15 protein-coding genes, 1 pseudogene and 1 CRISPR repeat array are annotated in these 23,452 nt (G+C 42.5%); of the genes and pseudogenes, 7 read left to right on the top strand and 9 right to left on the bottom strand.

The window, feature by feature from the left end; translation table 11 throughout:
* Positions 1-5: 5 nt before the first annotated feature.
* Together O1D97_RS07400 and O1D97_RS07395 are read right to left on the bottom strand one after the other, a co-directional pair.
* On the bottom strand, positions 6-1,760 hold the full coding sequence (locus O1D97_RS07400; protein ID WP_269124302.1) for an ABC transporter transmembrane domain-containing protein: 1,755 nt from the start codon (positions 1,758-1,760) through the stop codon (positions 6-8).
* A 150-nt stretch (positions 1,761-1,910) separates the two neighbouring features.
* Positions 1,911-2,159 carry a Rho-binding antiterminator gene (locus O1D97_RS07395; RefSeq protein WP_269124300.1) on the bottom strand — a complete coding sequence of 83 codons (249 nt, stop codon included), beginning with the start codon at positions 2,157-2,159 and terminating at the stop codon, positions 1,911-1,913.
* Positions 2,160-2,462: 303 nt separating this feature from the next.
* Here O1D97_RS07395 and O1D97_RS19860 point away from each other — a divergent pair.
* Both O1D97_RS19860 and O1D97_RS07380 read left to right on the top strand, forming a co-directional pair.
* A pseudogene (locus O1D97_RS19860) lies at positions 2,463-3,853 on the top strand (MFS transporter).
* A 253-nt stretch (positions 3,854-4,106) separates the two neighbouring features.
* On the top strand, positions 4,107-4,844 hold the full coding sequence (locus O1D97_RS07380; protein ID WP_269124295.1) for a substrate-binding periplasmic protein: 738 nt from the start codon (positions 4,107-4,109) through the stop codon (positions 4,842-4,844).
* A gap of 114 nt (positions 4,845-4,958) precedes the next feature.
* On the opposite strand, the gene O1D97_RS07375 is transcribed toward O1D97_RS07380, so the two are convergent.
* The gene (locus O1D97_RS07375) at positions 4,959-7,742 is read right to left on the bottom strand and encodes an EAL domain-containing protein (RefSeq protein WP_269124293.1); all 2,784 of its coding nucleotides are present in this window, start codon (positions 7,740-7,742) and stop codon (positions 4,959-4,961) included.
* Positions 7,743-8,044: 302 nt separating this feature from the next.
* Here O1D97_RS07375 and O1D97_RS07370 point away from each other — a divergent pair, with 302 nt between their 5' ends.
* From O1D97_RS07370 to O1D97_RS07350, 5 genes are all read left to right on the top strand, one after another.
* The gene (locus O1D97_RS07370; RefSeq protein ID WP_269124292.1) at positions 8,045-8,491 is read left to right on the top strand and encodes a c-type cytochrome; all 447 of its coding nucleotides are present in this window, start codon (positions 8,045-8,047) and stop codon (positions 8,489-8,491) included.
* 147 nt (positions 8,492-8,638) lie between these two features.
* Complete coding sequence (locus tag O1D97_RS07365) at positions 8,639-8,989, top strand: hypothetical protein (RefSeq protein ID WP_269124290.1); 351 nt, start codon at positions 8,639-8,641, stop codon at positions 8,987-8,989.
* Between the two features lie 165 nt (positions 8,990-9,154).
* A complete protein-coding gene (gene lpdA, locus O1D97_RS07360; RefSeq protein WP_346433182.1) occupies positions 9,155-10,576 on the top strand; it encodes a dihydrolipoyl dehydrogenase in 1,422 nt (473 codons plus the stop codon).
* A 754-nt stretch (positions 10,577-11,330) separates the two neighbouring features.
* Positions 11,331-12,125 (top strand): phenylalanine 4-monooxygenase, encoded by a 795-nt coding sequence (phhA, locus tag O1D97_RS07355; protein WP_269124286.1) that lies wholly within the window; start codon positions 11,331-11,333, stop codon positions 12,123-12,125.
* Positions 12,126-12,168: 43 nt separating this feature from the next.
* A complete protein-coding gene (locus O1D97_RS07350; protein ID WP_269124285.1) occupies positions 12,169-12,441 on the top strand; it encodes a 4a-hydroxytetrahydrobiopterin dehydratase in 273 nt (90 codons plus the stop codon).
* Positions 12,442-12,992: 551 nt separating this feature from the next.
* A CRISPR array of direct repeats spans positions 12,993-18,756; the repeat unit is 29 nt; unit sequence CGGTTTATCCCCGTGTGCTCGGGGAACTC.
* A gap of 82 nt (positions 18,757-18,838) precedes the next feature.
* Here the strand turns inward: O1D97_RS07350 and cas2e are convergent.
* From cas2e to cas7e, 6 genes are read right to left on the bottom strand one after another with little or no spacing between them, the layout of a single operon-like run.
* Positions 18,839-19,129, bottom strand: coding sequence for a type I-E CRISPR-associated endoribonuclease Cas2e (cas2e, locus tag O1D97_RS07345; protein WP_269124283.1), 291 nt, complete (start codon positions 19,127-19,129; stop codon positions 18,839-18,841).
* Positions 19,130-19,131: 2 nt separating this feature from the next.
* Entirely contained in the window at positions 19,132-20,052 is a 921-nt protein-coding gene (gene cas1e / locus O1D97_RS07340) for a type I-E CRISPR-associated endonuclease Cas1e (RefSeq protein WP_269124282.1), read from the bottom strand.
* Positions 20,052-20,876, bottom strand: coding sequence for a KilA-N domain-containing protein (locus O1D97_RS07335; RefSeq protein ID WP_269124280.1), 825 nt, complete (start codon positions 20,874-20,876; stop codon positions 20,052-20,054). Before O1D97_RS07335 ends, cas1e begins: the two co-directional genes overlap by 1 nt.
* Positions 20,877-20,933: 57 nt before the next feature.
* On the bottom strand, positions 20,934-21,608 hold the full coding sequence (gene cas6e, locus O1D97_RS07330) for a type I-E CRISPR-associated protein Cas6/Cse3/CasE (RefSeq protein WP_269124278.1): 675 nt from the start codon (positions 21,606-21,608) through the stop codon (positions 20,934-20,936).
* A complete protein-coding gene (cas5e, locus tag O1D97_RS07325; RefSeq protein WP_269124276.1) occupies positions 21,609-22,394 on the bottom strand; it encodes a type I-E CRISPR-associated protein Cas5/CasD in 786 nt (261 codons plus the stop codon).
* Between the two features lie 12 nt (positions 22,395-22,406).
* Positions 22,407-23,441, bottom strand: coding sequence for a type I-E CRISPR-associated protein Cas7/Cse4/CasC (gene cas7e, locus O1D97_RS07320; protein WP_269124275.1), 1,035 nt, complete (start codon positions 23,439-23,441; stop codon positions 22,407-22,409).
* Between the last annotated feature and the right edge of the window lie 11 nt (positions 23,442-23,452).

Genomic DNA, 23,452 nt, shown 5'->3' with positions numbered 1-23,452 from the left:
ATAACTTATTCAGAAAATTGCCTTTCTGCTAACTTTTGATACAAGGAGGACGTTTTCATCAAGTCAGCATGAGTCCCCATATCAACTATTTCTCCATGATCCATTACGATTAATCTGTCCGCATTTTTCACTGTAGATAGTCTATGAGCAATAATTAACGTAGTGCGATTTTCCATCGCTTTATCTAAGGCTTGTTGTACTTTAAACTCACTTTCTCCATCTAGCGCACTGGTCGCCTCATCTAGCAATAAGATATTGGCATCATTTAAAATGGCTCTGGCAATAATGATTCTTTGTTTTTGCCCACCGCTTAATCGCACCCCATTTTCACCTAAATAACTATCAAACCCTTGCGGTAGTTTTTCTATAAATTCAAGAGCATAAGCTGATTTAGCCGCCGCTTTGACTTCTTCGTCACTGGCATCCGGTTTGCCATAGCGAATGTTGTGCCAAACATCACTGCTAAATAAGGTTGGTTGTTGTGGCACTAATGCCATTTGATGGCGAACATCATCAAGGCTTAGCGCTTTTAAATCGGTTCCATTTAATAAGATTTGTCCTTGTTGTGGATCATAAAAACGCAATAACAATTCAAAGAGCGTTGATTTACCCGCACCACTAGGACCAACAATCGCCACAGATTCACCGGTTTTTATTTCTAAATCCACATTTAATAATGCCGCCGTGTCTGGGCGAGAAGGATACTGAAAGCTCACCTTATCCAACGTTAAATGAATAGCATGAGACGCTAAGAAAGGCGCGGGTACGGTAGGTGATTGTATTAAACTTTCCTCATCCATCAATTCAATTAGACGTTCTGTGGCTCCCGCGGCCCGTTGTACTTCCCCTAACACTTCTGAAACCGACGCCACACCACTAGCCACCAACAAAGCATAAAATACAAAAGCCGCTAACTCCCCTCCTGTCATATTGCCATTCATGACATCGTAACCACCAACCCATAACATGCTTCCGATCGCAGTAAAGCTAAGAAGAATAACAACCGAAATTAAAGTAGAGCGTTGTAAGATTCGTTGTTTCGCCACAGAGAAGGCTTTTTCTACTTCAGCCGAAAACGCCACTTGTTCAAACGATTCATGCCGATAACTTTGCACGGTTTTAATTTGCTGGATAATCTCCCCTGCATAGGTTCCTACATCCGCAATGGAATCTTGGCTTTTACGTGAAAGAGTCCGCACTCGACGACCAAAAACAATAATAGGTATCAACACTAAAGGCACAACCGCTAATACGATTAAGGTCAATTTGATGTTAGTAATAAACAGCATGGCTAGACCACCCAGCATCATCACAAAACTACGTAAAGCAAAACTTAAACTGGACCCAATAATAGATTGCAATAAGGTCGTATCCGTTGTTAAACGAGACATAATTTCGCCAGATCGGTTCTCTTCAAAATAGCTAGGATGCAAGGTGATAATCTTATTAAAAATGGCTTGCCTTAAATCTGCCGTGACTCGCTCTCCCAACCAAGTCACTAGATAAAAACGAGCAAAAGTTCCACCGGCAATAAATACAACAGCCACAAACATCCAGACTAACGTTTGGTTCAACTGCTCTAAAGATTCACCAATAAAGCCTTGATCAATCAACAGCTGAATGCTTTTCCCCATCGTTAAGGTGGTTCCAGCCGTCACGACAAGAGCCGCTAAAGCACCAGCCAATACCCATTTGTAAGGGCGCAGAAAAGGCCACAGTTTTTGAAGTGTATTAAAACCACTTGTTGAAGGGGTAGACATAATCTTTTCCTATAGATAAAGATATAACCATTAATAAGGGAATCTTGATAATCTCTATCATGGAGTCTACAAATCAGCACGACAATGCTTTTACACCAATGAATAGGGTAAAAAAGGAGGAAATGGCGGCTAAGTAATGTCAAATATAGGCTATTCGCTAAAAACCACTTCTTTAAAATGAGGGTTATCAATATTAATGAGCATTTTTTGTATCGTATCAAGAAGCACTAAAACGTGAATTCCATCAGCATCAACCAATACACACTCTTTTTTCATTTCATTACGCTTAGTATCCAATGCAATGCCTTGGACAACCTCCTCGGTACTTAGGAATAACGTCACCGGATAATGATGCATGCACGCAATCTCTATATAATCGTATTGTCCACAAGAAATCATACTTCCTCCTAACATAAGAAAAATGGGCTTATCATAAAATCACAATCAATATAGACGAAAGCGCCTCAGTTCGCGTTACTTTATGATAAAAACAAACCTTTTCTAAAGACCCGCAGAAACAACCCAGACAAAAGCCGTCATTGAGCAATCTAAATCCGTTTTATTTAGTTCTTCTCACCTAAAAAACACAATGGAGAACAGGTCATTATCGATTAAGAAGCAATTAAGATCTTTTCCCTAAACATAAAGAATTTTTGAACGTCTATGACTATACTGCTAATCCATTTTATTTAAGGAGGTAACATGTCAGCGGAACATCAACAAACCTATTATGACAACAATCCTCGAGCACGGTGGTTAGTGTTAATCAGCGTTTGTCTCGCTTTATTTGTTGTTACTCTGATGGTTTCTGCCGCGAACATTGCCATTCCTTCAATAGCGAGAGACCTCAATGCCGATGCGGTTTCTGTAAGCTGGATTCCTTCTGCTCTTTTGTGGGGCTCTATTATCATTTTATTACCCGCAGGGCGTTTAGCTGACAAAAAAGGTCGTAAGAAACTCTATCTAATTGGTTGTACCGGTTTCTCATTTGTTTCTTTAAGTGTTTTTCTTGTTCAAAATATTGAAGCTTTATTAATTTTACGAGTGTTTCAAGGGTTAAGTACGGCTCTCATTTTTGGGACAGGATTAGCCATTATTAGTGCCGTTTTCGCCAATTCAAATCGAGGTACGGCCATCGGTATTACATCATCAATGGTGTATCTAGGGTTAAGCTGCGGCCCTGTCATTGGGGGTGGATTACCGAGCACATTAATTGGAGAGGGGTATTTTGGATCCCTATTCCTTTAATGATGTTGGCACTCTTTTTAATCGTTACCAACGTAAAAGGTGATTGGAAAAACGATGAATCTGATCCTATTGATTGGGTCGGTAGTTTGATATTTGCCCTCAGTGTGAGCGCCTTTTTTATTGGCGTTTCGGAACTACCTGATCCTTTACACATATTCTATTCTGTTATTGGCATTTTATTATTTATTGTCTTTATTAAACATCAAAATCAAGCTAAAGCCCCTTTAATTCGAATCCAGGCGTTACAAGCCAATAAAGCGCTTGTTGGCTCTATTTATTCTAGTCTATTGATGTATTCAGCCAATTTTCCTATCGTCTTTTTATTAAGTTTATATTTGCAATACATACACAATTTATCCCCTAGTGAAGCAGGTAGTATGATTCTCATTGAAACCGTTATCATGATGATTCTGTCTCCCATTACAGGGCGCTTATCTGATATCTATGGCCCTAGAGTCATCACGACGGCAGGAGGATTGGTGTTCTCATCAGGCTTTATGGTATTAGTGTGGGTAGACATGGATACGTCAATGGCTTTTATCATTATAGGGCTTGCCTTACTTGGTACTGGCTTTGGACTCTTCTCTACTCCCAATAATAGCTCTGCTTTAGGTTCCGTATCTAAAGATAAGCTTAGTATCGTTTCTTCCATCATGAACCTTTCCCGTACCATGGGAAATATGTTCAGCACCGCCTTTGTCTTAATGATGATGTCTCTGATTCTAGGAGATGTCGCCATTCAACCTGAGAATTACCCCTTGTTACTTTTGGTTGTACAAATCACTTTTTGTGTTTCTCTTATTCTTTCATTATCGGCGTCTTATATCTCATTTTATAAACGTTAATGTCTCTAAAGCGCTGAGCATTTAACACCATTGATATGGAGCAACCAATATAATAAATCGATATATAATATAACGAAATGGAATTAAAAATATAAAATAAGACCCAATAAAAACAGTAGGTAATCAATAAATAGTAGTTTTAGTTATCTATTGAAATTCATAAAATTAGGTACTTGATTAATGATATAAAAGCATGTTTTTTAAATATTCCTATTTGTTTAAACATACTAAAAAACTTGATTAGGATTATTTTATGAAAAAAACTCTTGGTTGCGTTATCTCATTATGCTGCTCTCTATCTGCCGTCAGTCATGCGGAAACAATAAAATTAACCACCATGAACTGGGCACCATTTTATGCTGAAGAGCTCGATAGAAATGGTTTTGTAACAGCTATTGTTCAAGAATCGCTAGCGGCCTCAGGCTATGACAGCGAGATAGAATTTACGGAATGGAATACGGCATTAAAAACCGTTGAAGCAGGAACAAAAGACGCTATTGTCGGCGGCTACTTTTCAGAAGAAAGACAAAAAGTGTATAACTACTCTATTCCTATTTACACTGTCCTCAGTGGCCTAGTAAAGACTAAAAATTTAGATTTAGACTTATTTACCTCTTTCGACCAACTAAACAGTTACAAAATGGGTAAAGTTGCCGGCGGTGTTGTAAGTAAAGAGTACGACTCTTTTCAATTCAATAGTTTAACCGGATTCGACACGACAAAAGCCGCCGTTATAGCACTAAGTCAAGGTGAAATAGATTTATATGCGGATAATTTATCCGCCTCTAGAGCCGTCGCTCAAGGACTTGGCATCGACCCAATGTCCCTAGAGTTAGTGCAGCCACCATTAGAGCAAAATGACTTATATCTCCTCATATCAAAAAGCATTCCCAATAGTGACGCATTAAGAGATGCATTTAATCAGGGGTTAATTACGATTCAGTCTAATGGGGTTTATCAAAAAATATTAGAAGATTTTAATCAAAATTAGTAATCAATAGATAGCAAGCTAGAAGCACATTATTAGACATTTTTTCATGATGATTTTAATAAAAGTTATTCCTTATAAACGGTGTAGCTTTTATTAAAATTCATAATATAGAAGTTAAGATTGTTCACTGACTTTCGAACTTAGAAGCGAAACATCCAATGATTCTATTGGTACTGGACGAGCAAACAAGTATCCCTGCAAAGAACTACAACCAATTGCAGATAACAGAGCTTGTTGACCTTCTGTTTCAACACCTTCAGCAATCGTTTTTAAATCTAAATCTTTTGCAATGGTAACTATATTTTTCAATAATTTTTGATCCCTTTCAGTATCAAACATCTTACTGACAAAGCTTTGATCAATTTTTAAAATATCAATCGGCATTCTGGAAATGTGACTTAAGCTAGAGAAGCCAGTCCCAAAATCATCCAAAGAGATTAAGAACCCCATGGCTCTCAGACGCTCTATCCTATGGACAGATGCATCATCCACAAAGACACTTTCAATGATCTCCAACACCATATATTGAGTAATGGAAGGTTCAGAGGCAACCAGTGCTGAAAGGTAATCTGTTAGTTCCGAATCTTTCAGTTGGTTAGGTGATAAATTGACACTTACTTGAATAGAAGAACCAAACGTCTCCTTTAAATAATCAAGGTCATTAATGACTCTTTTTAGAACAAAAAGCCCTATTTCATTAATAAGACCCACATCCTCTGCAATAGGTATAAAAACACTCGGGGGAATAAATCCTTGGTCTCTGTGTTGCCAGCGAATCAGAGCTTCAAAGCTAGTCACCTTATGCGTTTTAGAATCAACGATGGCTTGGTAATAAACCATGAAATCATCCATTTCAATCGCACGTCTAAGTTCGGTCTCTAGCTCATAACGCACTCTACCGTCTTTCTCCATTTCAAGGCTGTAAAGCACACAAGCGGAACGCTTAGCTTCTTTCGCTTGATACATAGCCATATCGGCGCGTTTTATCAATAACTTCGCTTCCACGCCATCCTGAGGATAAATAGCAACGCCCGCACTTGCTGAAAACCGAAATGTTCTCTCTTTTACCTTTATTGGCTGAAAAAACGCGTTGTGGAGAGCATTTGCTCTTTCGAGTATCGGAGTAGCCGTTAACCCAACATTTAATAATAATAGAAACTCATCACCGCCTAAACGAGCAATCACTTCGTTATCCAATAATAAATTTTTCATTCTAATAGACAGATTAACTAACAAATCATCACCGACATCATGACCAAAATTATCATTGATATATTTAAATCCATTGAGATCAAATAACACCAATGCAAAACGATCGGTGTCAGGTGATAAAATAAGGTCCTCTATCGATTCGATAATAGAATAACGATTCGGTAATTTTGTTAACCAATCATTACTTGCTCTTTCTGACAGTACTTGTTTCTGGACCTGCTGTTGAGTGACATTCTCTACCGTTAATATGGTAGACACGCCTGAAGACTCGGCATCTAATTTAGAAAGATGCCATTGGAAATAGAGTTTTGTTGGTTGCTTTTCAAGAAAACAACTACTGCTAGTGATGATTTCTCCTTTGTTTTTATGGCTTTTTACGGCACTAATCAATTCGGATAAGTCATTATATTGTCGGTCTGCAACAATACTCTGTAAGTCATACAAATAAAGATTCCGAGCCTCTTTCTCTGAGATATGAAATAAAGATTCACAGCGATCTGACCATGTCAAAATACGCTCCTGAGAATCAATTTCAACAAAGCCAATGGGAGAACTATTCAATAACAGATCTTGCTTTTTATAAGCATTTAGAAGCTGATGCTCAGTATCAGATAAGGTGGCTGAAGTCACTTTTTGACGTTTAATCACATCTTTAATACTTTCATCTAACTCCATCATAGAAAGCTTTGATTTTTTTCGATGATCATGACTATTTGAAGGGAAAAGTTGTGATGCAAAACGACGTAATGGATCTAAAAATAGCATTCTTGCCGCTATCCAAATCAATAGTAAAGTGACAATGAGAACAATTAGAACAAGCACACTGTCGTTGATTAGCTTAGAGACCGCATTTTCATACCCTGACTTTTTAGGTAATGCAATCCAATAGGTTAAATAATCACTCCCAGTTCCCTCTCCTAATGTTACCTGTCTCTTAGAAAGAATAAAATCGTCAAAGTTCTCTGAACTATTGGTTCTATAATGATGAGTTTTGTCTTCTACACTGTGACTATGAGAATGCTCGTTCCAAACAAAAATTTCGCCCACATTAGGGGCATTGACCCCATAACTCGAAATAACTCGATTATCAATATCGGTAATAAAAGAAACCAAACTAACGCCATTATCATTGATTTTTTCTAAACTCTTTTTCCACCAGGTTAACGGCATTACACCAACGACCAAAGCCGTTACCTCTCCTTGTGTATTGATAATTGGATGCGCCATATTAATAGAATATTGGCCTTGGGTTCGATCTAATAATAAATTACTAATGGATACCGATTTGGTTCGAATGGCCTGCTTGATATAAGGACGATCAGCCACATTGACTGGCTGAGACAAGGGGGTGGCGTTACAAAGCAAGTCCCCATTTCTCAATGGAACCCCTATATTCGAAAATGCAGGAAAAAGGTCTACTTGTCTCTTTACTGACGTTTGACAACCTGAAAAAATAGGATTTTGAATTTCAGAAAACGTCGACAAAACGGCAAGAATCTCCTTTCCAGCCTGTATTTGATTAATATGTTGCTCAGTCAGCTGCTCTGCAAAATTTTCTGCATCACTATTCAATTGATCTAAAAAATCATGGTAGCTTTTATAAGCATTAAAAACAGCTAGAAAAAGGCTAGGTGCAACGCACAAGATCACAACAATCATAATCCGTTGACTGATTTTTAGGTTCAAAGATAGCTCCTCTTAACCATGAATTTTCTATTAAAAATAACACCTTAAATCTAGATGATATAAATAAAATCACAAGTATTTTTACGTTTAAATGCGTAAAAAAGAAAGATAATTCTACGTTTAAAAGGCGTCTATCTAGACATAAGTCAACTATTTCGTCGTGATAACTAAGACTTTCTTTGATATATCACAGTATTTTAATCTTAAAATCCAACTTCCAAGGTTTCCCCAAAATGCATTTATCGCTATACTGACGCGGTTTAAATTCTAACTAGATATATTTTTGATCGAGGTAATTCATTGTGAGTTTGCTAACCCAAATTATTAGCCGCAAAGTATTAGCACTTTTTGCTGTTGCGTCTTTTTCTGCCCTACTTAGCTCGACTGTTAATGCCTACGGTCAAAGCCCTGAAGAAATAGCGGCGCGTATTGCACCTATTGGTAATGTTTGTATCGCTGGAGAAGAATGTGAAGTCGCTTCAGCCGCTGTAGCAACATCAGATGGCCCACGTTCTGGTGAAGACGTATACGGTGCATTTTGTACGGCTTGTCACTCCATCGGTGTCGCTGGCGCACCTAAATTTGGTAATGCTGATGATTGGGCCCCTCGTGTTGCTCAAGGTATGGACACATTATTAAGCCATGCCCTAAATGGCCTTAATGCAATGCCTGCCCGTGGTACTTGTTCAACCTGTTCAGACGAAGAAATTGAAAGTGCCGTTACTTATATGGTTGATAACAGCCAGTAAGTAAAATAAAGATAATCCATTCCAAAAAAGGTGCTAACAAGGCACCTTTTTTATTGGCTATTTTTTTGTTTAACACCCAAATCCCACCTATATTAGATACGAACGTCAAAGAAAAATTTACACTGTCATATAAGAAAGGAACTCAATATGAATTCTAAGAACATAGCCGAACAATACCTTGATGAAATGCTCGAAGCAGAAGCCACTCTTAATTACGACTTATTTATCCACAGATTTGAAGAAAGAGATGTTATCAACTTTGGCGCCTCCAAGTTTAAGAAAGACATGCATTTAATACGTGAAGATTTAGGTCACTATCAAGATAGGGCGTTTCTAGGAGAAATAAAAGGAATAAGCGATCCTGATCATCCAGAAAGGCACCCCAACGGTAAAAGATATATTTGGAAAGGTATTTTTGACAAAAATGAAGTCTTTATGATCGTTGGAATCCACGAAAGAGAAGGCGTCTGTTACGTTAATGAGTTTATCTATAAGTAACCTATTAACATCCTCATTCTTTACCTTTTCCCAAAAATATTGAATATCCTTTGATACTCAGCGTTTATAAAAGGAGGTTTCTTTTTTCCTTAAAGAGCGTGTTATTATGACTTACGATCGTTATGTCCTATAGGACAAACTCAACAAACAGTAAGGGGAAAATTGATGACAAAAATTGAAACAGACGTTTTAGTATTGGGTTCAGGTCCTGGTGGCTATTCTGCTGCGTTTCGAGCCGCTGACTTAGGAATGGACGTCACGATGGTAGAACGTCATGACACCTTAGGCGGCGTTTGTTTAAACGTTGGTTGTATCCCCTCCAAAGCCTTACTGCACGTTGCTGAAGTCCTGACTGAAGCAGAGCACTCCGAAGACATCGGTATTACATTCAGCAAGCCTGAGGTTGACCTAGACAAGGTCCGCGCATTTAAAGACAAAACCGTTGGCAAATTAACTCAAGGCGTGGCAGGCATGGCAAAAGGCCGTAAAGTCCGCACCATTCATGGCAACGGTTCGTTTGTTGGTGCCAATGAATTAAGCGTGATAAAGGATGGAGAAGAAACACGTATCCACTTCAAGAATGCCATTATCGCCGCTGGATCTCGACCAGTCTCCTTACCTTTTATCCCTGAAGATCCTCGTATCTGGAATTCCACAGACGCGCTGACATTGAGCGCAATCCCACCTCGTTTATTAATTCTAGGTGGCGGTATCATTGGTCTAGAGATGGCAACCATTTACCAAAAATTAGGCAGTGAAATTTGTGTGGTTGAGTTTGCGGATCAATTGATTCCAGCCGCCGATAAAGACCTTGTAAAAGTGTATCAAAACTATAACAAAGGACGTTTTGATGTACGTTTGAGTACCAAAGTAACCGGTATAGAAGCGAAAGAAGATGCGCTCTACGTGACCGCTGAAGACGCTAAAGGCAACACCTGGACAGAGAAGTTTGATGCCGCTCTTGTTGCCGTTGGCCGTAAACCAAACGGTGATTCAATTAATGCCGAAGCCGCAGGTATAAAAGTAGATGAACGAGGATTCATCCCAGTAGATGACCAACAACGTACAAATGTTCCTCATATTTTTGGTATCGGTGACATCGTAGGCAACCCAATGCTAGCCCATAAAGCGACTCATGAAGCCCATGTTGCGGCGGAGGTTATTGCTGGACATAAGGCTTACTTTGCACCATTAACAATCCCATCCATTGCTTACACGAATCCAGAAGTCGCTTGGACAGGTTTAACAGAGAAGGAAGCAAAAGAAAAAGGCTTAAACTTCTCTACGGCCGTTTTCCCATGGGCAGCAAGTGGCCGTGCATTAGGAGCAAACCGGAGTGAAGGTAAAACAAAATTGATCTATAACAAAGACAATGGGGCTCTTCTTGGTGGCGGTATTGTCGGCAAGAATGCAGGTGAATTATTAGGCGAGTTAAGCTTAGGCATAGAGTTTGGTGCCGAAGTTGAAGACCTTGCTTTAACCATCCATGCACACCCTACATTAAATGAAACCGTTGGTCTCGCAGCGGAATTGGCAAACGGAACCATTACGGACCTACCTAATCCAAAAGCCATTAAGAAGAAATAAATAATTACTTCTTAATCTCGCTGTTAAGTGATTGCCAAAAACAGCAATCACTTAACCTCACTGTTGTCGGGATAATGAGCGTATTGCCGAGGGTAAAGCAAATCAAAGTAGGTCGGTCTTCAGGCCGACAACCTCACCATCGACAATGGTACTTTTGTAGGGATAAGTCACGACCTTGTGTTTTTTCCTAGAAAAAATGCCTGCACTGCACCTCTCTCTTTCAATGGGAAGACTCTATCAAGTAAGGACTCTCTTTTCGCCCTTATTGGTCACTCATAAATCAAATATTTCTACCCATATTATTTTCCTCAGCCACTATCGCCTTAATCGCCCTCTTCACTTGTCGTCCTTTCTAGAAAGGAGATCATGACAATATTGCCACTCCTTTGAACCATACTCTACGAACCATTCCCATCATTTTCATTGTAGTTGGAGTCTCAAAAAACACACAATAAAAACTGATCGCGAACAATTTTTCATATTTATAATCAATAACTTAAAATATTTTCACATAAAAATACAGGAAGAAATCAAACGCAGGAGAAGAAGAATAAAAACAAACTGAGCTAGACCTATTCTTTCACAAAGTAGAATTGACTGTACAATTTTATATACACTTTTTTAACGCGACGACTGTGGCAATCAACGCCTTCAGTTCATTTTTTTATCGATCTCGTAATATAGTTAAAAAAACAAAAATAAACAAAAAGTGATTGTTGGCCCTAGGTCATAACACGTTACGGAGAGTCTCAAAATGAAAGGTCATACTTATATTTCAAGACCTGTTGATCAGCACGGATACGTTCAATGGTCTGATGAAGAAAATAAAACATGGTCAATTTTGGTTGAAAGACAAAGCAAGATCATCGAAGGTAAAGCCTGTGACGCTTTCTTCGACGGATTGGCGCTACTAGACTTCCCTACCGATCGTATTCCTCAGATCCCCGACATCAATCGTATTCTTAGTAAAGCCACGGGATGGGGGGTCGAACCGGTACCAGCCATTATCCAACCTAAAGAATTTTTCACTTTATTAGCCAATAAACGCTTCCCTGCAGCCACTTTTATCCGAATTCCAGAAGAAATTGATTACATAGAAGAGCCGGATATTTTCCATGAAATTTATGGACATACCCCATTATTAAGTAATCAAAATTACGCTGATTTTATGGAAAAGTTCGGAAAACTCGCATTACAAGCGGACCCCAAAGACCGTTCACGCTTATTCCGCCTATTCTGGTTCACTATTGAATTCGGCCTATTGAATACTGAATCCGGATTACGAGCCTATGGCGGAGGTATCTTATCATCCATTGGGGAGACGCAATTTTGCTTATCCGACAAACCCACCGTTCAACCGTTTGATGTACTCACCGTCCTACGCACGCCTTATCGCATTGATATCATTCAACCTTTATACTTTGCAATAAATGACTTTAGTGATCTGTTCTCTATTCTTGATCAGGATATTTTAGGCCTGTTATCCACTTCAAAAACCTTAGGTAATCATTCTCCTTTTTATCCTCCCAAGGAAAAGCAAGCATCATAGTAAAGACGAATCACAAACACTTTGACTCAATAGGAAATGACTTATGACTGATTTAAACAACGCACTCGCTCAACTGGATGATAGCTGGACGATAGAAAACGGTAAAAAATTAACCAAAACATTTGAATTTAAAGGATTTTTAAAAACCATGTCCTTTGTCAACGCCGTTGCCTGGGAAGCCAATCTCATCATGCATCACCCAGACATGGAAGTCAGCTTCAGCCGCTGTGTTATCCACATCACCACCCATGACGAAGGCAACACCTTAACCGAAAAGGACATTCAACTGGCCCAAAGAATCGACGCTTTGTTCTAAGCTCTATTTAGCGACCTCAATACCCGAAAGGTCGCTAACCTATCAACCTCTATACTACCTCAAACGCCATAAGTCTCTGTTTTAAAATAAGTGGGGACATATAATCTATTAATAAATATCATCTATATTCTATGACATAAAACCCTTATTATTTAATTTTTCCAGATCCCCAAAAACGCAATGAAGTTAAGATTTTGTAATCAACCGTCAACCGAGCGTTCTGTATTATCCGCATCCTAAAAACGCTTAATATTAATGATACAAATACACTCTATGCAATCTTCGTCATAGCTACAATAGCTTACTCTAATGCCTGTAATGTTGGATCCTACCTCCTTCTTCTTTGATCACTAGGAAAACCAAAGCCTTTTTAAAATAGCTCAATTAGAATATCTGAATCTAGTACGGTAAATACACCTTAGTAATCCACACTGAAAAAATATTGTTCGCTCGATTGTAATAATTACAACTCTAGGACTAAGTTTTCACTTTAGAACTCTAAGAACTGCTACAACATTTAATAATCTGAGTGGCAAGCCTGACTAGGGCATCGGTTTATCCCCGTGTGCTCGGGGAACTCCGAATCAAATCGGATGTTAGGACTAATCACGACGGTTTATCCCCGTGTGCTCGGGGAACTCAATTATTCCTGTTTGTATTTAAAGAGTTTTAGCGGTTTATCCCCGTGTGCTCGGGGAACTCTATGTTACTATTTTATCTAAAAATGCTTTCATCGGTTTATCCCCGTGTGCTCGGGGAACTCAAAATCAGTGTGACAAACGGCTCTGATGATTACGGTTTATCCCCGTGTGCTCGGGGAACTCAAAATCAGTGTGACAAACGGCTCTGATGATTACGGTTTATCCCCGTGTGCTCGGGGAACTCAACATTAACTTTGATGCTTTTAACTCAGGTCGCGGTTTATCCCCGTGTGCTCGGGGAACTCTACCAAGTGAACAGGCGGCCTTTATCAATCAACGGTTTATCCCCGTGTGCTCGGGGAACTCTCGCCAACTATTGTCTTGTGAATATCTTTAGCCGGTTTATCCCCGTGTGCTCGGGGAACTCTCAATGTATAGCCTGCCCTGGTACCGTTTGCACGGTTTATCCCCGTGTGCTCGGGGAACTCTGACACGCCTTGCGAGCTGCGTTTTTCCTGACCGGTTTATCCCCGTGTGCTCGGGGAACTCCAAGGCGTAAACGCGGGCTTTTTCGGGTTGGCCGGTTTATCCCCGTGTGCTCGGGGAACTCACTTTTTCAATGTTAAATTGACGCTGTAAACGCGGTTTATCCCCGTGTGCTCGGGGAACTCTATTGATAATTTTAACCAGATTACTGGATTAGCGGTTTATCCCCGTGTGCTCGGGGAACTCAATTTGCGCGGTGTGTCAAATGTGTGTCATTGCGGTTTATCCCCGTGTGCTCGGGGAACTCATGAGACTAACAAAAGCAATCAAACAGCAAATCGGTTTATCCCCGTGAGCTCGGGGAACTCCTTGGCAATGGTTACGTTTACGAAAGTTTGTACGGTTTATCCCCGTGTGCTCGGGGAACTCGCCAAAAACAGCGATTGGAAACAATTTACTGTGCGGTTTATCCCCGTGTGCTCGGGGAACTCCTTTCTGAAATGCTCTGTCCTTTTTGAACTGACGGTTTATCCCCGTGTGCTCGGGGAACTCGTGTGAATACCACACTCAAGTCTTGTCTTGCCCGGTTTATCCCCGTGTGCTCGGGGAACTCAAATTTAATGAGCGCATCAGGTCCCGACAACCCGGTTTATCCCCGTGTGCTCGGGGAACTCGAATATCATCGTTAGGGTTTTGTTCTTTCGCGCGGTTTATCCCCGTGTGCTCGGGGAACTCTACCCTGTATTGTCGCCTTCAATTCGTCAACGCGGTTTATCCCCGTGTGCTCGGGGAACTCGCGAACGCTCAAAGATTCTTAGCTCAAGCTGGCGGTTTATCCCCGTGTGCTCGGGGAACTCAAACAACAATAGCTTCTTAGATAGATTTCTGGCGGTTTATCCCCGTGTGCTCGGGGAACTCACCTACATAAAAATTCATAAATTTCTCAGGCTCGGTTTATCCCCGTGTGCTCGGGGAACTCTTGCAAGTAGTTTTTTATCATTTTTCTAAAGGCGGTTTATCCCCGTGTGCTCGGGGAACTCACTTTTTGCAGCTGTAATCATGTCGCTCGTTGCGGTTTATCCCCGTGTGCTCGGGGAACTCATGTGAGTTTTTGAAACTCCTCCACGCCTACACGGTTTATCACCGTGTGCTCGGGGAACTCGAAGAAATCCATCGGTTTATCGAAAAGTTTGACGGTTTATCCCCGTGTGCTCGGGGAACTCACCTACATAAAAATTCATAAATTTCTCAGGCTCGGTTTATCCCCGTGTGCTCGGGGAACTCTTGCAAGTAGTTTTTTATCATTTTTCTAAAGGCGGTTTATCCCCGTGTGCTCGGGGAACTCACTTTTTGCAGCTGTAATCATGTCGCTCGTTGCGGTTTATCCCCGTGTGCTCGGGGAACTCATGTGAGTTTTTGAAACTCCTCCACGCCTACACGGTTTATCACCGTGTGCTCGGGGAACTCTTCTCCTAACGACGATTATCAAAAGTTGATATCGGTTTATCCCCGTGTGCTCGGGGAACTCGCTTGCGAACGTGTGACGTAATACATGTGACGCGGTTTATCCCCGTGTGCTCGGGGAACTCTGATCAGTTTTTAAATAGATTGGTTGCCAGATCGGTTTATCCCCGTGTGCTCGGGGAACTCTACTATGTCCGGTCACAATAAAGCACTCACAACGGTTTATCCCCGTGTGCTCGGGGAACTCAATAATCGCGTCTGCCAGTTCAGCCTCACCTCCGGTTTATCCCCGTGTGCTCGGGGAACTCTCTTCATATCTCGTAGCGGCAACAGTTGTTGCCGGTTTATCCCCGTGTGCTCGGGGAACTCCGCATATTTGTTATGATAATCTTGATACAACTCGGTTTATCCCCGTGTGCTCGGGGAACTCGCTTTATCAATGCCAGTCGTATCAGCATCAACCGGTTTATCCCCGTGTGCTCGGGGAACTCCAAACCGCACTACAACAAGCCAAGAAAGTAACCGGTTTATCCCCGTGTGCTCGGGGAACTCGATTACTGCCTGACCTGTCATCATAGTATTAGCGGTTTATCCCCGTGTGCTCGGGGAACTCGCCGTCACCATTAGAGGGAGAAAGCCATTGACCGGTTTATCCCCGTGTGCTCGGGGAACTCACATAAAACCTCATTGCTACCACTGACCCCACCGGTTTATCCCCGTGTGCTCGGGGAACTCCGTTCCGCTCCGGTCGCGCTGCATCGATCCTCCGGTTTATCCCCGTGTGCTCGGGGAACTCCGCGTTGTTAGCAGCAAATGCCGCATCCAGTTCGATTTATCCCCGTGTGCTCGGGGAACTCACCGCATTGGCATGAAAATTCAACCGATAAATCGGTTTATCCCCGTGTGCTCGGGGAACTCTAAAAATAGGCTTTATTCACGATAATGCCGCCCGGTTTATCCCCGTGTGCTCGGGGAACTCTCCCCATATATCAGAAACATAGTTTTGTGTTTCGGTTTATCCCCGTGTGCTCGGGGAACTCAGCGGCACAAGCGCCTTTGCCCCTTCCTCTATCGGTTTATCCCCGTGTGCTCGGGGAACTCTTTGCCAACCAAATGCTAGCAAAGAAACAACCCGGTTTATCCCCGTGTGCTCGGGGAACTCTATCCCATGGAATATCAATAATTAAATCAGACCGGTTTATCCCCGTGTGCTCGGGGAACTCGTCGAGCATTGCTGAATAATCTTGGATTACTGCGGTTTATCCCCGTGTGCTCGGGGAACTCATCGTAAAAAATGCAGCTAAATTCGACACACCCGGTTTATCCCCGTGTGCTCGGGGAACTCGGGGTTTCATCATTTCGATAAACATATCCTAACGGTTTATCCCCGTGTGCTCGGGGAACTCGTAAAAATAGAACCATTCCTATAAGTAATGAACGGTTTATCCCCGTGTGCTCGGGGAACTCGTATGCCATGTGTGAACTGTAATAAAGCGGAACGGTTTATCCCCGTGTGCTCGGGGAACTCTTTATCGTCGTCTCCATGTCGTAGCCTTGTCGCGGTTTATCCCCGTGTGCTCGGGGAACTCAGAACACCAAGATTGCCTCGGTATTTCCCGTCCGGTTTATCCCCGTGTGCTCGGGGAACTCATAAGTTTTTGTACGCTATTACGACAGGTACGCGGTTTATCCCCGTGTGCTCGGGGAACTCTGTGTTTTTTTTACCCGATTACCAATAAAAATCGGTTTATCCCCGTGTGCTCGGGGAACTCGTATCTGTTTATTTAATGGGTGGCGCAATTCGCGGTTTATCCCCGTGTGCTCGGGGAACTCTGTGATGTGTCATCAAGTAGAGCAGTAGGTAACGGTTTATCCCCGTGTGCTCGGGGAACTCTCGACGAGCGTATAAAGTCCGAGCAAGACAAGCGGTTTATCCCCGTGTGCTCGGGGAACTCGGCTTTTTTGTCAAGAAATTGTAAATTTATACCGGTTTATCCCCGTGTGCTCGGGGAACTCATTACTGCAAGCTTTCCCGAAAGCGTTAAAAACGGTTTATCCCCGTGTGCTCGGGGAACTCAAGTCGCGTTCGCGTCTGTCAGTATGTATTTGCGGTTTATCCCCGTGTGCTCGGGGAACTCTGCAGGAGTCAACGAGCCGCTATCGGACAAAACGGTTTATCCCCGTGTGCTCGGGGAACTCTATTTCTGTTGCTGTGAATGCGCTTGTACCCGCGGTTTATCCCCGTGTGCTCGGGGAACTCTTAATTTAATCATTGTCTTTTCCCTCTCTCGCCGGTTTATCCCCGTGTGCTCGGGGAACTCTTGTTTTCATCACTTAATTCCGCCGACATTTTCGGTTTATCCCCGTGTGCTCGGGGAACTCGTCGGCAGAATTATTGAACGCTATTTCAGCGTCGGTTTATCCCCGTGTGCTCGGGGAACTCAACACCTTTATACGGCGAATCTTCATTGTAAACGGTTTATCCCCGTGTGCTCGGGGAACTCAGTGAAATACGTTGAAACTGGGTAATCAATTTCGGTTTATCCCCGTGTGCTCGGGGAACTCGTCGTTCAACGGCTTTGGGCTAAAGCCACCAACGGTTTATCCCCGTGTGCTCGGGGAACTCTGGGCCACCGCCTGTGCTAGCGAATGACATCACGGTTTATCCCCGTGTGCTCGGGGAACTCAGCACCGAATGGGTCAATTCGACTCTGGAAAACGGTTTATCCCCGTGTGCTCGGGGAACTCCGGCTCAAATCTGTTTGTTGTCATTAATTATCCGGTTTATCCCCGTGTGCTCGGGGAACTCCTGTTGCTGCACCCAATGAGCTAGTTAATGCACGGTTTATCCCCGTGTGCTCGGGGAACTCGCCCTGGGGATATACGCCACGAACAATCGACTCGGTTTATCCCCGTGTGCTCGGGGAACTCGATAGCACCAACACCGCCGTGGTCGCGCTTTGCGGTTTATCCCCGTGTGCTCGGGGAACTCTCCGTCATCTTCCGTTAGATAAATCGTATCATCGGTTTATCCCCGTGTGCTCGGGGAACTCTTAAATTAAGTCAAGGAAACCTAAAGAAAAACCGGTTTATCCCCGTGTGCTCGGGGAACTCGCGTCGCAGTGACACGGACGCGGGTAAACGTGCGGTTTATCCCCGTGTGCTCGGGGAACTCAAAGATTGAACCAAATTTAATATCTGTGGAGACGGTTTATCCCCGTGTGCTCGGGGAACTCGGTGACTTTGCGCCAAAAGTTGAATTAATTATCGGTTTATCCCCGTGTGCTCGGGGAACTCATATGTTGCGTCTGATTTTTCTATGTTTGTGACGGTTTATCCCCGTGTGCTCGGGGAACTCGAGTGATAGCAGATTGTCCGCTATTTCTTTTGCGGTTTATCCCCGTGTGCTCGGGGAACTCTCGAGGATATTTCTCGCTTAGCGTTTTAATTACGGTTTATCCCCGTGTGCTCGGGGAACTCTTTCTGCTGATTGCGCTTTAAGCCCTTAACCTCGGTTTATCCCCGTGTGCTCGGGGAACTCAGTAAATCAAATGGACTCTACACAGTTAGGCGCGGTTTATCCCCGTGTGCTCGGGGAACTCGGTTGTTGCATTAACAAACATAGTTGTTTAAGCGGTTTATCCCCGTGTGCTCGGGGAACTCGAAAATCGATCCGAATTTTATATCTGTGGAGACGGTTTATCCCCGTGTGCTCGGGGAACTCTCTAAATGTATACTATTGTTCTATAAAGAGAAATAATCTCTTTAAATTTCTACCAACTTTTTAAAGAGCAATCTTTCTATATTTATTCGTTATCTGGCGTAAATGTAACAAGCCTTAACCCATCTAAATCAATGGGCATTCTTCGATTTTTGCCGTAGGTAATAAAATCAAAACCGGATTCTGTATTTGTTGCCCACACCATTACCACATTGCCCTCTTCCGCTAACTCTTCTACTTGCTCCCAAATCATTTCTCTGACACGTCTTGTTACATCACCGACATAAACGCCAGCTCGAACTTCTAATAACCAAACAGCTAATCGTCCTCTTAAACGAGGCGGAACGGTTTCCGTCACAACGGTAATCATTGCCATGGCTACTTATTCCTATGCCCAGTATCGCCAATGGATTCAGGCTCAGGTATCGCAGGTGGCTGAGAATCTTCCGGTGCTTTTGGTGGTTCTATTTCCCCGGCAGAGAGAACTTCTTCAATCAGTGGTATCAATCTTTTTAGCACTTTTTCAGAACGAAAAACTTCTCGACAGGCTATACGGACTTCTTTATCGGGTTGATAAGGGGATTTGGCAGCGATTCTGAATGCTATAGGCACAACGGTTTCAAATTTGATTAAATCTGCGATGTCATACACAAAAGAAAGTGGTTTTCCAGTATGCAGAAAACCAATGGCTGGCGCATAACCTGCGGCAAGTATGGCCGCTTCAGTCACACCGTATAAGCATGAGGTTGCAGCACTAAGGCATTGGTTTACTTTGTCGCCTGCCTCCCAGTCTTTTGGGTCGTAACGACGACCATTCCACTGGACGCTATATTGCTTGGCTAGCATTTGATAAATTTGTCGAACCCTTGCGCCTTCAATACCACGAAGTTGATCGACACTTCTGCGCTGTGGTGCTTCACCAAAGCGAATTTCAAACATTTTTCGGACGACTTTAAGCCGTAATGATTCATCTAAGGCAAGTTGTGCTTGGTAGAGAAGCTTGTCTGATCTAGCCCCACCAGGCTGACCCGCTGAATAAAGACGAACACCCGCTTCCCCAACCCAAATCACTAAGGTTCCTGTGGTTGAAGCAAGTTTTATTGCGGCGTGACTAATGCGGGTTCCAGGTTCTAGCATTAAGCATGCGATTGATCCAACGGGGATATGCATTCTCTCGCCATTAACATCATCAATAACAACAAAAGCACCATCTCGTACATCAATTCTCCCCATACCAACAAAGATCATGGAATTTCGGTCTTTTATTGGAATGGGCTTTAAAGGAATAAAGCCTGCCATTATTTTCCCTCTTGCTGAAGTCGCATCGACAATTCGTTTTTGGTTAATATACCCATTTGACGAATGGCTAACTCATTTAATTTAACAACTCGCTCTGATTGATGAATGCCCTGTGCTATAAAATGCGCGTTAAGTGATTCGAGGTTCGCAAGACAGACTAATTGGTGGACATTGGCGTGATCACGAAGATTACCGTTTAATGATGGATTGATCTCTTTCCATTGCTTTGCAGTGACGCCAAACAGAGCCACATTTAATACGTCTGCTTCACTGGCATAGACAAACTGGATTTGTTGTGGTGTTAGCGTATCTGGAATAAGGTTTTCTTTAATGGCGTCGGTATGAATAAGGTAGTTAACTTTTGCTAAATTGCGTCGTATATCCCAACCAATATGCTGAAATTCCTGTTCTTTAAGACGTTGGAACTCTTTAATAAGATAAAGCTTAAACTCGACCGATATCCAACTTGCGAACTCAAAGGCAATGTCTTTTTGTGCATAAGTTCCGCCATAGCGACCCGGCTTAGAAATAATACCAATAGCCGATGTCTTACTAATCCACTGTTTTGGCGTTAATGCGAAGCTGTTTAATCCTGCTTCCTTTTTAAACCCGTCGAATTCGACGGGTTTAAAATCCGAGTTGTTCAGTTGCTCCCAAATCCCTAAAAACTCAATCGTATTGCGGTTACGCAGCCAATTTCGTATTAGATCATCGGTTTGATCTTTATTCTTAAATCGCGCTATGTCGGTTATGCAAATATATTCAATACCATCCTTAGTCATAGTCGAAATATCTTGTTCAAGCACCTGTAGCTTTGGCTTCATTTTTCTTCTCCTTAAGTCAAACAGAAAGAACCAAATTACTTGGCTCTTTCAACGAAGCTAAATAGACTTTATTAACATCAAACCACAGCCCAGTGATTTAGCTCTTCCGAAGCCTTTCTCTAACTGCGCAAGAAATTTCTCAGGATCTTGCACAGTCAGCACGCCTTGATAATCCACACTGGAAAAGCGAATTTTATCTTCTCTATTTTTATCACTACGGTGCTGCACATAAGTTTGCACCTCTGGTAAAAAATCGAGAGTGACCCCCCAATTATCTAGGCGTTTTGGATTGGCAATCCATTCTTGAGCCGCCCGCTCCATGAGTAAACGAATTTCTTCATTGTCTGAAACGCCACTCTCTTTCGCCGCTTTTTTCGCATGCATCATGACATCATGGCGCTTTGACTTCCCCTTTTCATCCGTAGTGCAAACAGTAGGGTTCGCCCGTAAGGTAAAGCTCAATCGCTGACCACTTTGCAGTTTTGGCGTTAATACTTTTGTTTGAACACTAAAAGCACTTTCGTCTGATTCTGGTTTTACTGATGACAAAACAAAAAATGCTTTAGACCCATCTGCACTTTGTTCTTCACGAAACAAAAAAGACCGCTTGTCTTCTTCCGTAAATAGCTGCCATAACATTTGATGGGTGGAATAAACACCTTTGCCTCCAAAACCAAGCAGTAGCTGCCGAGCTTGCTGCGAGGCTTGAAACGATACTTTAGACAAATACATTTAGGCCTCCTCTATTTTGGCTTGATGCTGGGTTATTTGCTGCACCATTATTTGATGCATAGTGCGCTGCTTAAACTGCCAACGGTCGCGGTTAATTGGATCATCCCAAGGGTGAGTGGTCAGTGCAGTTTCACCGGGGAACTCGTCAACGTTTCCTTCCCATGTGTAAGTTGATAACGTATTAGGCGGTAACCAAATATCATCTAAACGCGGCTTATCACTGTCTATAATGCTTGGGAACGAGTGATCTAGTGCCTCTCTTAAGCTGACAGATGCCAACAACACGGGCATTAAAGGTGCAGCCAGAGGACAAGACTTTCTGCCTAACGACAGCACATAAACAGGCTTAATAAGCGCTTGCTTTAGTTGTTCTAGCCCAAAATGGCTGTCTTGCGTTAATGAAATAGCCACAATCCAAATACCATCACACCGATAGTCTCGTTTAGAAAGAACCGGGTTATCTTTTGGAGTAATTGCTTCAAGCTCATCTTTTCGAGTAACAATCTCCTTTTTATACCGATTTTTTGAACTTTGACTAGGAACTTCAGCTGTATGAAAATCCCGCAATAAACTGGTTGACGTTACCTGTTTAGTCGCCACTTGAACGCTAGTGTGCAAGGCGTCTAGTTGCTGCGCATCATCACGCTTAATACCTAGGGCTGCTCCCAGCAAACCGAGAATGGCGGAACGAGTTGGCGCAATCGCTGTCGCTCGGTCTCCACCGACAGCGGGTTGTCCCCAACTTGCCATGGGGCCATAGAGCCGAAATACTAAATAATCCTTCATGATTCGGGCTCCCTACTGAGCAACAAAGGCTTTTAATTCTTCAAATGAGCCTTCGCCATTTACTGCATCAATGGCATAACGCACTTCCGCGCATTCACCATAGACTTTATCGAAATTCTCGGCCTGTTTATTAAGCGCTTTAATTGCATCACCCGCTTGGTCGCCACCCGCAATCGGTTTTAAAAAAGCCGCCGACAAGGAACGTGGCTGATATTCACCTTTTTCGGCTAACACATAGCTGGCGTAAGCACGAGAAGCGAAGCTGTTTTGCTTGCCTTTTGGCGATACTTTTACAGCGGCTTCCGTCAGCGCTTGAATGGCTTTATTAGCTAAGGCTTCATCGCCATTTAGGTTGTCAATTAACTGGGATTTATTGATACAAATGTAGTTATAGAATAACGCCGCTGCAAAGCCCGATTCGCCAATATGGGAAGAGCCAGAGTCTTCTTTGCCGTCGTTCAGGTCATCTACTGCGGTAAAGTAATCGTCTTCCACAACTACGCTGTGAACACTCAGTGCGTGGGCCACTTGGCAAGCTGCTTCCACATTAAAACGAGGACTAGAGGCTAACATACGACCAAATAAAGCAATATCAACAGCGCTTTGATTTTGACGTAATAAACTTTTTTCTTCGTCTTTTGGCGATCGATTTTCTTCTACTAAAACTGCTGCTAACTCAAACGCCGCTGTTTGTTCTTCTGGACTGATGTGTGCTAGTTGTTCAATTTCTAAAGAGTCTTTTTTGATTTTACCAAATAAACCTGCTATATCCGCAGCCCATGCTTTGGCGTTCTTTTCAGAAGCACCTTTCGTAATCATCAAATCAAACACTTGCTGACCAAAACGCTTAGTGCGTTTGCCTATATTGTCCGCTAGTGACGATTCAAAAACCTCAGAACAGCGCCAGTTACGCTTTAAACTTTGTGAGCTGACGCGCAAGCGATCAAAGCCCCCCATTTTCGCGGTTTTCGGACGACCAAGATCATCACGGTTTAAATTAGACGGTGCGTAAGACGTTAGGATATGAAGTTGAATAAATTGGCTCATGTGAATTCCCT

The sequence above is a fragment of the Marinomonas phaeophyticola genome (genome assembly GCF_026966905.1).
Classification (GTDB): Bacteria; Pseudomonadota; Gammaproteobacteria; order Pseudomonadales; family Marinomonadaceae; genus Marinomonas; species Marinomonas phaeophyticola.
The sequence above is the reverse complement of the archived record's forward strand: the minus strand, read 5'-3'. Positions and strand labels throughout refer to the sequence as shown.